At 62.1% G+C, this 14672-nt stretch carries 12 protein-coding genes; all 12 read left to right on the plus strand.

What is annotated here, in order from left to right:
* Positions 1-3: 3 nt before the first annotated feature.
* The 12 genes from DT068_RS02975 to DT068_RS03030 all read left to right on the plus strand — a co-directional run bounded on the left by DT068_RS02975 (position 4) and on the right by DT068_RS03030 (position 14508).
* Complete coding sequence (locus DT068_RS02975) at positions 4-1290, plus strand: ABC transporter substrate-binding protein (protein ID WP_119388260.1); 1287 nt, start codon at positions 4-6, stop codon at positions 1288-1290.
* 63 nt (positions 1291-1353) lie between these two features.
* Complete coding sequence (locus DT068_RS02980; RefSeq protein WP_119388261.1) at positions 1354-2268, plus strand: ABC transporter permease; 915 nt, start codon at positions 1354-1356, stop codon at positions 2266-2268.
* 3 nt (positions 2269-2271) lie between these two features.
* Entirely contained in the window at positions 2272-3090 is an 819-nt protein-coding gene (locus DT068_RS02985; protein ID WP_119388262.1) for an ABC transporter permease, read from the plus strand.
* 13 nt (positions 3091-3103) lie between these two features.
* Positions 3104-3850, plus strand: coding sequence for an aspartate/glutamate racemase family protein (locus DT068_RS02990; RefSeq protein WP_119388263.1), 747 nt, complete (start codon positions 3104-3106; stop codon positions 3848-3850).
* Between the two features lie 227 nt (positions 3851-4077).
* Complete coding sequence (locus DT068_RS02995) at positions 4078-6366, plus strand: sensor domain-containing protein (protein ID WP_119388264.1); 2289 nt, start codon at positions 4078-4080, stop codon at positions 6364-6366.
* 314 nt (positions 6367-6680) lie between these two features.
* Positions 6681-8216, plus strand: a complete 1536-nt coding sequence (gene glpD, locus DT068_RS03000; RefSeq protein WP_119388265.1) for a glycerol-3-phosphate dehydrogenase — start codon at positions 6681-6683, stop codon at positions 8214-8216.
* 70 nt (positions 8217-8286) lie between these two features.
* Positions 8287-10026, plus strand: coding sequence for an ABC transporter substrate-binding protein (locus tag DT068_RS03005; protein WP_119388266.1), 1740 nt, complete (start codon positions 8287-8289; stop codon positions 10024-10026).
* 89 nt (positions 10027-10115) lie between these two features.
* Positions 10116-11192, plus strand: a complete 1077-nt coding sequence (locus tag DT068_RS03010; RefSeq protein WP_119388267.1) for an ABC transporter ATP-binding protein — start codon at positions 10116-10118, stop codon at positions 11190-11192.
* A gap of 277 nt (positions 11193-11469) precedes the next feature.
* Positions 11470-12537, plus strand: coding sequence for an ABC transporter ATP-binding protein (locus DT068_RS03015; RefSeq protein WP_119388268.1), 1068 nt, complete (start codon positions 11470-11472; stop codon positions 12535-12537).
* Positions 12537-13400, plus strand: coding sequence for a carbohydrate ABC transporter permease (locus tag DT068_RS03020; protein WP_119388319.1), 864 nt, complete (start codon positions 12537-12539; stop codon positions 13398-13400). Before DT068_RS03015 ends, DT068_RS03020 begins: the two co-directional genes overlap by 1 nt.
* The gene (locus tag DT068_RS03025; protein WP_119388269.1) at positions 13400-14200 is read left to right on the plus strand and encodes a carbohydrate ABC transporter permease; all 801 of its coding nucleotides are present in this window, start codon (positions 13400-13402) and stop codon (positions 14198-14200) included. The genes DT068_RS03020 and DT068_RS03025 overlap by 1 nt, the downstream gene beginning before the upstream one ends.
* Before the next feature lie 14 nt (positions 14201-14214).
* Positions 14215-14508 carry a DUF2160 domain-containing protein gene (locus tag DT068_RS03030; protein WP_119388270.1) on the plus strand — a complete coding sequence of 98 codons (294 nt, stop codon included), beginning with the start codon at positions 14215-14217 and terminating at the stop codon, positions 14506-14508.
* Positions 14509-14672: the final 164 nt, after the last annotated feature.

The raw sequence follows: 14672 nt of genomic DNA on the forward strand, positions 1-14672 counted from the left end.
ACAATGACGGATACTCAGAAAAACAAGAAGGGACTTTCGCGGCGTGCGGCCTTGAAAACGGGCGCCGCCGCAGTCGGTGCAGCGGCGAGCTCGGTCATCACGGGCTTCCCGGCAATCTGGGCGCAGACAGCGATCACCTTGCGCCAGTTCGGCACCGGTGTGTCGAACCTCAATGCCATCGCCGAGAAGTGCAAAGCCGATCTCGGCATTACGCTCGAAATGACGGCGACCGACTCCGATGCCGCGGCTCAGCGGGCCGTCACTCAGCCCGACTCCTACGACATCGCCGACATCGAATACTGGATTGCCAAGAAGGTTTTCCCGGCCGGCGTCATGCAGCCGATGGACGTCAAGAAGCTCAAATATTTCGACAAGATCGTGCCGCTGTTCGTCACCGGAAAGCTCACGCCCGACAGCGTGATCGCGCAAGGCACGGCACCGCATACCGTCGGCTTCGTCGAGGCGCAGGATTCGAAGACCTTCGCCAAGGAGCCGACCGGCTGGATGACCATGGTTCCGACCATCTACAATGCCGACACGCTCGGCATCAGGCCTGATCTCGTCGGCCGTGACATCACCACCTGGGCCGATATCATGGATCCGGCCTTCAAGGGCAAGACCTCCATCCTCAACATCCCCTCGATCGGCATCATGGACGCCGCCATGATCATGGAGGCGACGGGCAACATCAAATATGCCGACAAGGGCAACATGACGAAGGAAGAGATCGACAAGACGATCGATTTCCTGATCAAGGCCAAGCAGGGCGGGCAGTTCCGCGCCTTCTGGAAGAGCTTCGATGAAAGCGTCAACCTGATGGCTTCGGGCGAGGTCATCATCCAGTCGATGTGGTCGCCGGCGGTCGCGGCGGTGCGCTCAAAAGGCATTCCGTGCAAATACCAGCCGCTCAAGGAAGGCTATCGCGCCTGGGGCGGCGGCCTTGGTCTCGCCGCGCATCTGGAGGGCGCCAAGCTCGATGCCGCTTATGAGTATATCAACTGGTATCTTTCCGGCTGGGTCGGCGCCTATCTCAATCGCCAGGGTTACTATTCGGCGGCGATGGATACCGCCAGGAAGTTCATGTCAGAAGACGAGTGGGGCTTCTGGGTCGAGGGCAAACCGGCCAAGGGCGATATCCTGTCGCCGGACGGCAAGGTCATGGAAAAGGCGGGCGCCGTCCGCGACGGCGGCTCGTTCGAAGAGCGCATGGGCAAGGTCGCGTGCTGGAATTCCGTCATGGACGAGGATCGCTACATGGTGAAGCGCTGGAACGAGTTCATCGCGGCATAGCATCACGGCAAACAGCGGGGGCGCGGCGGCTGTCGCCGCGCACCGCCTCAACGAAAGCCCCCTATGACCCTCGCGATGGAGCAATCCGTATCGACCGCTTCCGCCGCCGTGGCGCGGAGCCGGCCATCCGCCTTGTCGCGTTTCGCACCCTATCTGCAGGCGAGTCCGCTGGCGCTCATCCTTGGCGGCTTCCTGCTGTTGCCGATACTGATGATCGCGGTAGTCAGCTTCTGGGACTACGATTTCGCGGCGATGTATCCAGACTTTCTCCTCACCAATTATACCGACACTCTCGGTTCATGGGTGACCTGGAAGACCTGTCTCAATACGCTGAAATTCGCCGCGATCGTCTGGGCGCTCACCCTCGCCATCGGCTTCTGGATGGCATATTTTCTCGCCTTTCATGTCCGTACGGCCGCGATGCAGATGGCGCTGTTCCTGATCTGCACCGTGCCCTTTCTCACCTCCAACATCATCCGCATGATCTCGTGGATTCCGGTGCTCGGGCGCAATGGGCTCGTCAACTCCACGCTGGTGCAGCTCGGCATCGTGCCGGCCCCGATCGAGTGGCTGCTCTATTCCGATTTCGCGGTCGTGCTCGCCATGGTGCATCTCTACACGTTGTTCATGGTGACGCCGATCTTCAACACGCTGATGCGCATCGACCGCTCGCTGATCGAGGCAGCACGTGATGCTGGCGCCTCCGGCTGGCAGGTGCTGTGGAACGTCGTCATTCCGCTCGCCAAGCCCGGCATGGCGATCGGCAGCATCTTCGTCGTCACCCTGGTGATGGCCGATTTCTCGACGGTGCAGGTAATGTCCGGCGGCCAGAGCGCCTCGGTGGCGCTCATGATGAAGAACCAGATGTCGCTCCTGCAATATCCGGCCGCCGCAGCCAATGCCGTCGTGCTGCTCGCCCTGGTTCTCCTTATGGTCGCGGGAATTCTGCGCTTCGTCGATATCCGCAAGGAGCTGTGAGCCATGAACCGGGAACCCCGCGGTATCGAATTCTATGTGCTCGCCGCGTCCTTCATCATCTTCGTGCTGTTTCTCTACGGACCGCTGTCGGCGATCCTGATCCTGTCCTTCCAGGGCGAGAATGGCGGCCTCACTTTTCCGCTCAACGGCCTGTCGTTCCACTGGTTCGCCAATCTCTTCGAAACCCAGGCGGTGGGCGATTTCGGCGGCAGCTTCCGGCGCTCGCTTGCCCTGGGCCTCATGGTGATGGCCGTCACCGTCGCGGTGTCGCTGCTTGCCGGACTAGCGTTCCGCCGGAAGTTCCGGGGCGCATCGGCACTGTTCTACCTCTCGGTGGCGAGCCTGGTCATACCGTCGATCGTCATCAGCCTCGGCATCGGGGTCGTCTTCCAGCGTGTCGGCTGGCAGCCGCGATGGTACACATCGGCTCTCGGCGCACACCTGACCTGGACGCTGCCTTTCGGCGTGCTCATCATGTTCGCGGTCTTCAACCGCTTCCCGCCGGAATACGAAGAGGCGGCGCGCGACCTCGGCGCCGACTCATGGCAGACCTTCCGGCATGTCGTTCTGCCGATGATTTTGCCTAGCCTGATCGGTGTCGGCCTATTCGGCTTCACTCTTTCCTATGACGAGTTTGCGCGCAGCCTGATGACGGCAGGTACCTTCAACACGCTGCCGCTCGAGATCTACGGCATGACGACCAATGTGACGACGCCAGTGCTTTATGCGCTCGGCACCGTCACCACCGTGTTTTCGCTCCTCGTCATCACCGCGACCCTGGCGGTGATCCTTTTCGTCGGCCGGCGGCGTGCCCGTGGCTGATCGATCACGCTCCATGCGCATTCTCGTCGTCAATCCGAACACTACGACCAGTATGACCGGGACGATCGCTGCGGCGGCGCGTGCGGCAGCTGGGCCGGAGAGCGACATCATTGCCGTCACATCGAAGATGGGGCCTGTGTCGATCGAAGGCTATTATGACGAGGCGCTTGCGGTGCCCGGGCTTCTCAAGGAGATCGCGCAGGGCGAGCGTAGTGGCGCCAATGTCGCGGTGATCGCCTGCTTCGACGACACCGGGCTCGACGCGGCGCGCGCCATGGCGGCGATCCCGGTGGTCGGCATCTGCGAGGCGGCCCTCGCCATGGCGGCCCTCGTGGCGCAGCGCATCTCGGTGGTGACGACGATGGAACGCGCGCTCGTGCCGATCGAGGCGCTGGTGCGTCGCTACGGCATGGCCGAACGCACGCGCGTCCGTGCGGCAGATATTCCCGTCCTCGCGCTGGAAGATCCGACGTCCGGTGCGGAAGAGAGGCTCAGCGCCGAGATTGCGCGTGCCATTGCCGAGGATCGCGCCGAGGCGATCGTGCTCGGCTGCGCCGGCATGGCCAATCTTGCCGTCAACTACCGGCAGCGTTTCAAGCTGCCTGTGATTGAAGGTGTGGGCGCTGCTGTGAAACAGGCGGAAGCGCTCGTCGCGCTCGGACTTTCGACCAGCAAGCGCGGCGCTTATGCGTCTCCGGTTGCGAAGGCCTATGCCGGTGCGTTGCAGGATTTTGCCCCGATCGGTCGAGGTGATAGCTGACCGCGATCAGGGGCTAGTCGGCGAAAGGCAAGGATATCCGGCTCAATACGGGTTGCCGAGGGCGCGCCGGTCCGCCCCGCTAGACGCTGGCAGGAGGCTGATTTGATTCAAAGTTTAGTGGATCGCGTAAGCGTTCGTTATTAATCAAGAAGGGCCGCCGTCGCCCGGCGTCGGGAGTTTTCGTGTTACGGTCGCCCGATTTTCGGGAGCCCTGCGACAAGCTTACCATGCGAGAGAAGGCACCTCATGGCAACACGGAATTGCCCGCCGTCCTGGCGGAAAGGCTCGCTGGCGCCAATGAAGGCCTGCAGGTCGAGCTCGCCAGGATCATAAGATCGGGCAATGTCATTGCGGAAGGCGATCTGCTCCGCGCCATCGTCGATATTCTGCCCGACTATCTTTTCGTCAAGGACCGCGCGAGCCGTTTCCTCATCGCAAATCGGGCGGTGGCGAATGATCTCGGCCGCGAATCGGGAGAAGAGCTCATCGGCCGCTCCGACCTGGATTTCCTCGAGCCCGAGATCGCCAATCAGATCATCGCCGACGATCGGCGCATCATCCGCACCGGCGAGGCGCTGATCGACTTCGAGGAACTCCTCATCACCACATCGGGTACGCGCAAGTGGCTCTCCACCACCAAGCTGCCGTTGCGCAATTCGGCGCAGGAGATCGTCGGCGTTCTCGGCCTGTGCCGCGACATCACCGACCGCAAGCGTGCCGATATCCTGCGCACCGGGGAGGGCCGCATTCTGGAGATGATCGCGACCGATGCGGCGCTCGAAGAGGTTCTGCATGAGATCATCGCCTTCATCGAGACGCAGCTCGACGGCATAACCGGCTCGATACTGCTCCTCGATGAACAGATGCGGCTCAGGCATGGCGCCGCGCCCAATCTGCCGGAGAGCTATTGCCAGGCGATCAACGGCCTGCCGATCGGTCCGTCGGCCGGATCCTGCGGGACCGCCGCCTTCCGGCGTGAGACCGTCATCGTCTCCGACATCGCGACCGACCCGCTTTGGGCGGACTACCGCTCGCTCATGGCGCCCTATGGCTATCGCAGCTGCTGGTCGCGACCCGTGCTCTCGCATCAGGGCCAGGTGCTTGGCACCTTTGCCATGTATTCGCGGCAAATCCGTACCCCGACCGCCTTCGAGATGATGCTTGTCGGCACCGCCGGACGCATCGCGGGCATCGCGATCGAACGGCGCCTGGCGGAGAGGCGCATCCACCATATGGCGCATCACGACGCGCTGACCGGACTGCCCAACCGGGCGCTGCTCAAGGACCGGCTGGCGCAGCTCATTCTCTATGCCGAGCGCCTTTCATCTACCCTCGCCGTCGCCTTCATCGATCTCGACAATTTCAAGCTCATCAATGACGGGCTCGGCCATGATGCCGGCGATGAGGTGCTGCAGATCGCGGCACAACGGATGCGGGCCTCGGTCACCGAGCGGGACACGGTGGTGCGCGTGGGCGGCGATGAATTCGTGATCCTGTTCCTCGACTCCGCTGCCGACGACTGGTTCGACAGGCTGCGGGCGAAGCTTGGCGAGCCGATCGCGGTCGCAGGCCACAGCCTGCATCTCACATGCAGCGCCGGACTCGTCACCTATCCTTTCGACGGGGGCGATGTCGAGACGCTGCTGACCCATGCCGATGCGGCGATGTATTCCGCCAAGGAAGCCGGGCGCGACAATCTCAAGCGCTATTCGGCCGAGCTCAAGGAGAGGACGCAGGCGCGGCTGAAGCTGCAGGAAGGGATTCGCAACGCGCTTTCACGTGAAGAGTTCAAGCTCGTCTATCAGCCGCAGGTCGATCTGCGCTCGGGTGTCGTCTTCGCCGCCGAGGCCTTGCTGCGCTGGCAGCATCCCCAGCACGGCATCATCTATCCCAATCAATTCATCCGCGAGGCGGAGGATACGGGACAGATCGTCGAGATCGGCGCCTGGGTGCTGGCCACCGCCTGCAATCAGTGCAAATCCTGGCAAAGCACCGGCCTGGCGCGGATGGGCGTCTCGGTCAACGTCTCCGCCCGCCAGTTCCGTCAGGACAATTGGGTGAAGCAGGTCGAGAGCGCGCTTCAGGCGAGCGGACTGCCGCCGGAATGCCTCGATCTCGAAGTGACCGAGAGCCTCATCATGGAGGATGTCCAGCGCGCCACGCGAACGATGCTGCGGCTCAAGGAGATGGGTGTCCAGCTGTCGGTGGATGATTTCGGCACCGGCTATTCCAATCTGAGCGCGCTGCGGAACTTTCCCGTCACCAGGCTCAAGATCGACCAAACCTTCATCCGAGCCATCCCCCACAATGAAGGTGATGCAACGCTGGCCAGGGCCATCATCCTGCTCGGCCAGCAGCTGAACCTGCGCACGATTGCCGAGGGCGTCGAAACGGCCGAGCAGGTCGACTTCCTTAAAGCGAGCGGCTGCGATGAGTATCAGGGGCATTTCTTCAGCCCGGCCGTGCCGCCCCGGGAATTCATCGCGCTGATGAAGGAGACCGGGCGTCCCCCATAGGGCGGCGATCAGCGAGGCGTGTCGGTGAAGGGCAGGGCGACGACCTGGTGGTCGTCCTCATAGAGGATGTAGCCGGGCCGCACGAAGCGGATCAGATCGTCTTTCATGGCACGCAACCCATCACATGGGGATTTGCGAAAGCCTTACTCCTCCCAGCGAATTTGTCTTCACTCCGGGTTTTTCGTTGTCTTTCGCTTTTTTTCGTAATATAGCGAAATGCAGAAACTTGATGGTTCATTTGGTTCGCATATGCGAGATGCGTCTTTCGCATGTGCAAAATACGAATCGAAATGAATCGTATCGATGGGAGAGACATGTCGGAGGAAGCGGGTGTCTATGACCTCGCCATCATTGGCGGCGGCATCAATGGCGCAGGCATAGCGCGCGATGCCAGCGGGCGTGGCCTCAAGGTCATCCTCGCCGAGCAGGGCGATCTGGCTTCCGGCACGTCATCGGCCTCGACCAAGCTCATCCATGGCGGCTTGCGCTATCTCGAGCACTACGAATTCCGCCTGGTGCGCGAGGCGCTGATCGAGCGCGAGGTCCTGCTCAAGGCGGCGCCCCATATCATCCGGCCCTTACGTTTCGTTCTGCCGCATCACAAGGGTCTCAGGCCCTGGCCGGTGCTGCGGCTCGGCCTCTTCCTCTATGACCATCTGGGCGGCCGCAAGATCCTGCCCGCCACCCGCAGCATCAATCTCGCCAGCGATGAGACCGGTGCGCCGCTCAAGCCCGAATTCACCCGCGGCTTCGAATATTCCGACTGCTGGGTCGAGGATGCGCGCCTGGTGGTGCTCAATGCCCGCGATGCCGCCGAGCGTGGCGGCGATATCAGGACCCGCACGCGCTGCGTCTCGGCGAGGCGCGACGGCAAGCTGTGGACTTGCGTGCTCGAAGACGCACGCAATGGGGCGAGGAGCGAGGTCAAGGCGAGGCTCCTCATCAATACCGGCGGACCGTGGGTCAGCCAGGTGCTGGGCACGGTGATCGGCGAGAACAATCCCGACAAGATCCGCATGGTGAAGGGCAGCCACATCGTGGTCGACAAGCTCTATGACCATGACCGCTGCTACATCTTCCAGAACACCGACGGGCGCATCTGCTTCGCCATCCCCTATGAGCAGAACTTCACCCTCATCGGCACCACCGACGAGGACCACAAGGGCGATCCGGGGAAGCCCGAAATCTCGCTCTCCGAACGCGATTACCTGCTCGCCTCGGTGAGCGAATATTTCAGGAAGCCGGTCACCGCCGACATGGTGCGCTGGTCCTATTCGGGCATCCGGCCGCTCTATGACGACGGGGCCAGCAAGGCGCAGGAAGCGACGCGCGAATATGTGCTGAAGCTCGAGGCGCCGGAAGGCTCCGCCCCCCTGCTTTCCGTCTTCGGCGGCAAGATCACCACCTTTCGCAAGCTCAGCGAAGCCGTGCTCGAGAAGATCGCTCCGTTCTTTCCAGCGCTCAAGCCGCAATGGACAGCGACAGCGCCCTTGCCCGGCGGCGATTTTGCCTATGCGGATGTCGAGAGCCGTATCAACGAATTCCAGCGCCGCTATTCGTTCCTCACCGCGCGCGATGCGCGGCGCATCTTCAGGACCTATGGCACGCGGGCGGAGCGCATCTTCGACGGCGCGCGCTTCGCCGCCGATCTCGGCGACAGTTTCGGGCCGCTGTCGGCGCGCGAGGTGGACTATCTCGTCAAAGAGGAATGGGCCGAGACGCCCGAAGATATCCTGTGGCGGCGCTCCAAGCTCGGATTGCATCTGTCGGACGCCGAGCAGTCGGCGCTCGCCAGCTATATGGGCCAGACAGCGGGCGGCAAGACCCGCAAGGCAGCCAACGCCGGATAACGTGCATAACCGGACGAGCATGCGCTCCGGGCCCCAGGGCTAAGCCGCATGCAAAATGGGAGGACTAGCGATGTCGCTTTTCAAGACAGTATCGGCAGCCGCCTTGCTGCTGGCACTCGGCGCCGCCCCGGCCTTCGCGGATATGGAAGCCGCGAAGAAGTGGGCGGAAGCTGAGTTCCAGCCGACGACGTTGTCGAAGGAAGACCAGTTGAAGGAGCTCGAATGGTTCGTCAAAGCCGCCGAGCCGTTCAAGGGCATGGAGATCAACGTGCTGTCGGAAACCATTCCGACGCATGAATATGAATCGAAGACGCTGACCAAGGCGTTCGAGGAGATCACCGGCATCAAGGTGAACCACCAGCTCCTGGGTGAGGGCGAAGTGGTGCAGGCGGTGCAGACGCAGATGCAGACCAACCGCAATCTGTATGACGCCTATATCAACGACTCCGACCTCATCGGCACGCATTCGCGCCTGCAGAGTGCGGTCAACCTGACCGACTGGATGGCGGGCGACGGCAAGGACGTGACCCTGCCGACGCTCGATATCGACGACTTCATCGGCAAATCCTTCACCACCGGGCCGGACGGCAAGCTGTGGCAATTGCCCGACCAGCAATTCGCCAATCTCTACTGGTTCCGCAAGGACTGGTTCGACCGCGCCGATCTCAAGGAGAAGTTCAAGGCCAAATACGGCTATGAGCTCGGCGTGCCGGTCAACTGGTCGGCCTATGAGGACATCGCCGACTTCTTCACCAATGACGTGAAGGAGATCGATGGCGTCAAGGTCTATGGCCACATGGACTATGGCAAGCGCGCTCCCGACCTCGGCTGGCGCATGACCGATGCGTGGCTGTCGATGGCGGGCTCAGGCTCGCCTGGCCTTCCCAACGGCCGCCCGATCGATGAATGGGGCATCCGCATGGAGAAGGATTCGTGCAATCCCGCCGGCGCTTCGGTGTCGCGCGGCGGTGAAACGAACGGCCCGGCGTCGGTCTATGCCATCGCCAAATGGGACGAGTGGCTCCGCAAATACGCGCCTCCGGGTGCTGCCGACTACGACTTCTATCAGTCGCTGCCGGCGCTGAGCCAGGGCAATGTCGCCCAGCAGATCTTCTGGTACACCGCCTTCACCGCTTCGATGGTGGCGCCCAAGAGTGCCGGCAACAACACGGTCGATGACCAGGGCACGCCGCTCTGGCGCATGGCGCCGTCGCCGCATGGCGTCTACTGGAAGGAAGGCCAGAAGCTCGGCTACCAGGACACCGGCTCGTGGACGATGTTCAAGTCGACCCCGACCGACCGCGCCAAGGCGGCCTGGCTCTATGCGCAGTTCACGGTGTCCAAAGCCGTGTCGCTGAAGAAGAGCCATGTCGGTCTCACGATCATCCGCGACTCTGACATCCGGCATCAGTCCTTCACCGACCGGGCTCCCAAGCTCGGCGGGCTGGTCGAGTTCTATCGCTCGCCTGACCGGGTGAACTGGACCCCGACCGGCGTCAATGTCCCGGATTATCCGCGACTGGCGCAGCTCTGGTGGCAGCAGATCGGTGACGTCAATTCCGGCGCCTTCACGCCGCAGGAAGCGATGGACCGTCTGGCCGGCGAAATGGACCAGGTCATGTCGCGCATGCAGGCGGCGGACGAGGCCAACAAGACCTATGGCGGCTGCGGCCCGAGGCTCAATGCCGAGAAGGATCCTTCCGAGTGGCTCGGCAAGGAGGGCGGACCGCATGCCAAGATCGAGAACGAGAAAGAGCAGGGTCAGACGATCGCCTATGACGAGCTGATCAAGCGCTGGACTTCTCAGTAAACCGACGAACTGTCCCGGGGAATGCCGCTGGCATTCCCCGGGAAACAGGCGTTAGACTATGCCACAACGTCAGAAAGCTTAGACGGTCGATGTCCCTCGAACTCAAGAATGTGACAAAGCGCGTCGGTGTGGATGTGTATATCCACGAGACGAGCCTCAGGCTCGAGGAGGGATCGTTCAACATTCTTCTCGGCACGACACTGGCCGGCAAGACGACGCTCATGCAGCTGATGGCCGGCCTCGACCGGCCGAGCTCGGGCGAAGTGTGGTTCGCGGGCAGGAACGTGACGGGCGTTCCGGTGCAGAAGCGGAATGTCTCGATGGTCTATCAGCAGTTCATCAACTATCCGAATTTCTCGGTCTACGAGAACATCGCCTCGCCCTTGCGCGTCGCGGGCATGGCGCAACAGGAGATCGATGAGCGGGTGCAGAAGGCGGCCGATCTCCTGCGCCTCACGCCGATGCTCAAGCGCCGTCCCAATGAACTGTCGGGCGGCCAGCAGCAGCGCACCGCCATTGCGCGCGCCCTGGTCAAGGATTTCGACCTGATCCTGCTCGATGAGCCGCTCGCCAATCTCGACTACAAGCTGCGCGAGGAATTGCGCGACGAACTGCCCAAGCTGTTTGCCGGGCGCAAATGCATCGTCGTCTATGCGACGACCGAACCGTCGGAGGCGTTGCTGTTCGGCGGCAATACGGCCACCCTCTTCGAGGGCCGCGTCACCCAGTTCGGGCCGACCTCCGGGATCTATCGCCGGCCCCGCGACCTCACGAGCGCCAGGGTGTTCTCCGATCCGCCGATCAACACCGCGAGGATCGCGAAGAAAGGCGACCGGATCACGCTCGAAAACAGCGTCACCTGGCATGTGCCGAAAGCGGCCGGAGTGCCGGACGGCGATTACACGATCGGGATCCGGCCGCATCACATCACACCGGTCTCGCAGGGCCGTGACGCGTCCGTCATCGAAGGCCGCGTGCTGGTGACCGAGCTCTCGGGCTCGGAGAGCGTCATCCATTTCGACATGAACGGCCAGACCTGGGTCTCCCAATCGCATGGCATCCATCCCTTCGAAGTGGGTTCGACCGCCAGGCTCTATGTCGATGTCGACCAGAGCTTCTTCTTCGACGGTGATAACCGGTTGATCGGGCAGGACAATCGCATATGAATTCTTGGACCAAGCAAGCCCTCTGCAAATTCTCCCCCTCGCCCGTTGCGAAGCAATGGGAGAGGGTGGCCGGAGGCCGGGTGAGGGCTCTTTGGCTACAACACGACACGCTTTCAAAAGCATTACATGCTTCGCGAAAGAGCCCTCATCCGCCCTTCGGGCACCTTCTCCCATCCTCCGGACGGGAGAAGGGGAACTGGAGGGAGTTCGTTCTTCTTTTCAAGAGCTTCGCAAAATTCCATATGCGATTGCCCTGTCTGATCGGAGGAGCTGCCTGATGGCCAAGATCACGCTTCAGGATATCAGGCATGCCTATGGTCCCGATCCGCAGCGCGAGGAGGATTGGGCGCTCAAGAAGCTGTCGCTCGAACTGTCGGATGGCGGCGCCTATGCGCTGCTCGGCCCCTCGGGCTGCGGCAAGACGACCTTGCTCAACCTGATCTCGGGGCTGCTCGCGCCGACCGAGGGGAGAATCCTGTTCGACAGCACGGACGTGACCGAGGCGACGCCCGAGCAGCGCAATATCGCCCAGGTGTTCCAGTTTCCCGTCATCTACGACACGATGAGCGTGTTCGGCAATCTTGCTTTCCCGCTGCGCAATCGCGGCGTGGCCGAGAAGGACGTTGATGCGCGGGTGCGCGAGATCGCCAAGATGCTCGAGCTCGATCACATGCTCGCCAAGCGCGCCTCCGGCCTCACCGCCGACGGCAAGCAGAAGATATCGCTGGGGCGCGGCCTGGTACGCTCGGACGTCAATGTCATCATGTTCGACGAGCCGCTGACCGTCATCGACCCGCATCTCAAATGGGTGCTGCGCTCGAAGCTGAAGGAGCTGCATCACCGCATCCGCCGCACCATGATCTATGTGACGCATGACCAGACCGAGGCGCTCACCTTTGCCGAGAAGGTCGTCGTCATGAAGGACGGCCAGATCGTTCAGATCGGCACGCCGATCGAGCTGTTCGAGCGGCCGAGGCACACTTTCGTCGGCCATTTCATCGGCTCTCCCGGCATGAATGTGCTGCCCTGCGTGGTGAAGGGTGGTGAAGTCGTGTTCGCCGGCAATCCGGTTCCGGCGGCAAATGCCGGAGCCTATAAGGGCAACGGCAAGGTGCTCGAGCTCGGAGTCAGGCCGGAATTCGTGAGCCTCGGCTCGGACGGTATTCCGGTCGACATCGTGAAGGTCGCCGATGCCGGGCGCTACCGCATCGTCGAGACGCGCCATAAGGACCACAGCATCAAGCTCCTGGTCGCGGAAGGCGTCGAATTGCCGGCGCAGAAGGCCCATGTCCGGTTCGATGCGGCGCATACGCAGATATATGAAGACGGATGGATGGTGTCCTGATGAACAAGACCGTCAACCAGAAAGCCTGGTTTTTCGTCCTGCCCGTCTTCCTTCTGGTCGCGTTCAATGCGCTCATCCCGCTGATGACGGTGGTGAACTTCTCGGTGCAGGAGACCTTCGGCGACAATGTGTTCTTCTGGGCCGGTGTGCGCTGGTTCGAGGAGGTCCTGCATTCGGAACGCTTCCATGCGGCGCTGGTGCGGCAGCTTCTCTTCACCGGCATCATCCTCCTGATCGAGATACCGCTCGGGCTCGCCATCGCGCTGTCCATGCCGCGCAAAGGCCCCTGGGTCTCGGTCTGCCTCGTGCTCATGGCGCTGCCGCTCCTCATTCCGTGGAACGTGGTCGGCGCCATGTGGAACATCTTCGCGCTGCCCGATATCGGACTCCTGGGGCGCAGCATCAATGCGCTCGGCATCGAATACAACTATACGCGCCAGATATTCTCCGCCTGGTTCACCATGGTGCTGATGGACGTCTGGCATTGGACGTCGCTGGTGGTGCTGCTCTGCTATGCGGGGCTCGTCTCGATCCCCGATGCCTATTACCAGGCCGCCAAGGTCGACGGCGCCAGGCCCTGGGCGGTGTTCCGCTATATCCAGCTGCCCAAGCTCAAATATGTGCTGACCATCGCCATCCTGCTGCGTTTCATGGACAGCTTCATGATCTATACCGAAGCCGTGGTGCTGACCGGCGGCGGGCCTGGCAATGCCACGACCTTCCTGTCGATCGATTTGCAGAAGATCGCGCTCGGCCAGTTCGATCTGGGGCCGGCGGGCGCCATGTCGATCATCTACTTCCTGATCATCCTGTTCCTGAGCTGGCTGTTCTACACGCTGATGATGAAAGACGAGGCCCGGTGATGAAGCGCATACCCTGGCTGATCCCCACCCTCTATATCCTGTTCCTGATGATGCCGATCTACTGGCTCGTCAACATGTCGTTCAAGACGACCAACGAGATCCTGGGCTCGTTCACTCTGTGGCCCCGGGAGTTCACTTTCGACAACTATGTGAAGATCTTCACCGATCCGACCTGGTACAACGGCTATATCAACTCGATCACCTATGTGGTGATTAATACGATCCTCTCCGTGGTGGTGGCGCTGCCGGCGGCCTATGCCTTCTCGCGCTACCGCTTCCTCGGCGACAAGCACCTGTTCTTCTGGCTGCTCACCAACCGCATGGCGCCGCCCGCCGTCTTCGCGCTGCCTTTCCTGCAGCTCTATTCGGCGGTCGGCCTGTTCGACACGCCGGTCGCGGTGGCGCTCGCCCATACGCTGTTCAACATACCGTTGGCGGTGTGGATCCTCGAAGGCTTCATGTCGGGCGTGCCGAAGGAGCTCGACGAGACCGCCTATGTCGACGGCTATTCCTTCTGGGGCTTCTTCTTCAAGATCTTCGTGCCGACGATCGCCGCCGGCATCGGCGTCGCCGCCTTCTTCTGCTTCATGTTCTCCTGGGTGGAACTGCTGCTCGCCAAGACGCTGACTTCGGTCGCGGCGAAACCCATCGCCGCCACCATGACGCGCACCGCCAGCACGTCCGGCTATGAGCTGGGCCTCCTCGCCGCCGCCGGCACGCTCACCATCGTGCCCGGCGCTTTCGTGATCTATTTCGTGCGCAACTATATCGCCAAGGGCTTTGCCCTTGGCCGTGTGTGACAAGGGAGGGCGTGATGGAAGGCGCAACATTCCTGCACTGGATGGCCTGGACCTGGCCGACGGCCGCGTTCTTCGTGTTCATCTTCCTCTGCCTCGTCGGCATGTCGGTGTGGGAATATTACGCACCGGGCGGCGGGCCGCGGCACGGCATATTGGGGCTCGACACGACGCGCGGCGACCGGCTGTTCATCTCGCTGCTCGGCAGCGCCTTCATCTTCCTCGCCTGGCTCGGGCTCATGGGCACCCCGCTCTGGGGGCCGCTCGTCATCTCGCTCGCCTATGCCTTCGCGGTGTTCAGGTGGGTATGAATTCGCGCCTGAGCGTGATGGATTCACGTTGAGCTGCCATCCCGTGTTCACCGGTGAAAAATCTTACTGTGTCACAAACGCCTCGTTCGTCTTGTTTTGCGGTGCGGTGAGATAGGGGCTGCACAACAAGGGCATCGTGGCAGTGTGCTGACGAGAGAGGCGAT

Origin of the sequence: Taklimakanibacter lacteus, assembly GCA_003576695.1 — a bacterium.
Classification (GTDB): Bacteria; Pseudomonadota; Alphaproteobacteria; order Rhizobiales; family Aestuariivirgaceae; genus Taklimakanibacter; species Taklimakanibacter lacteus.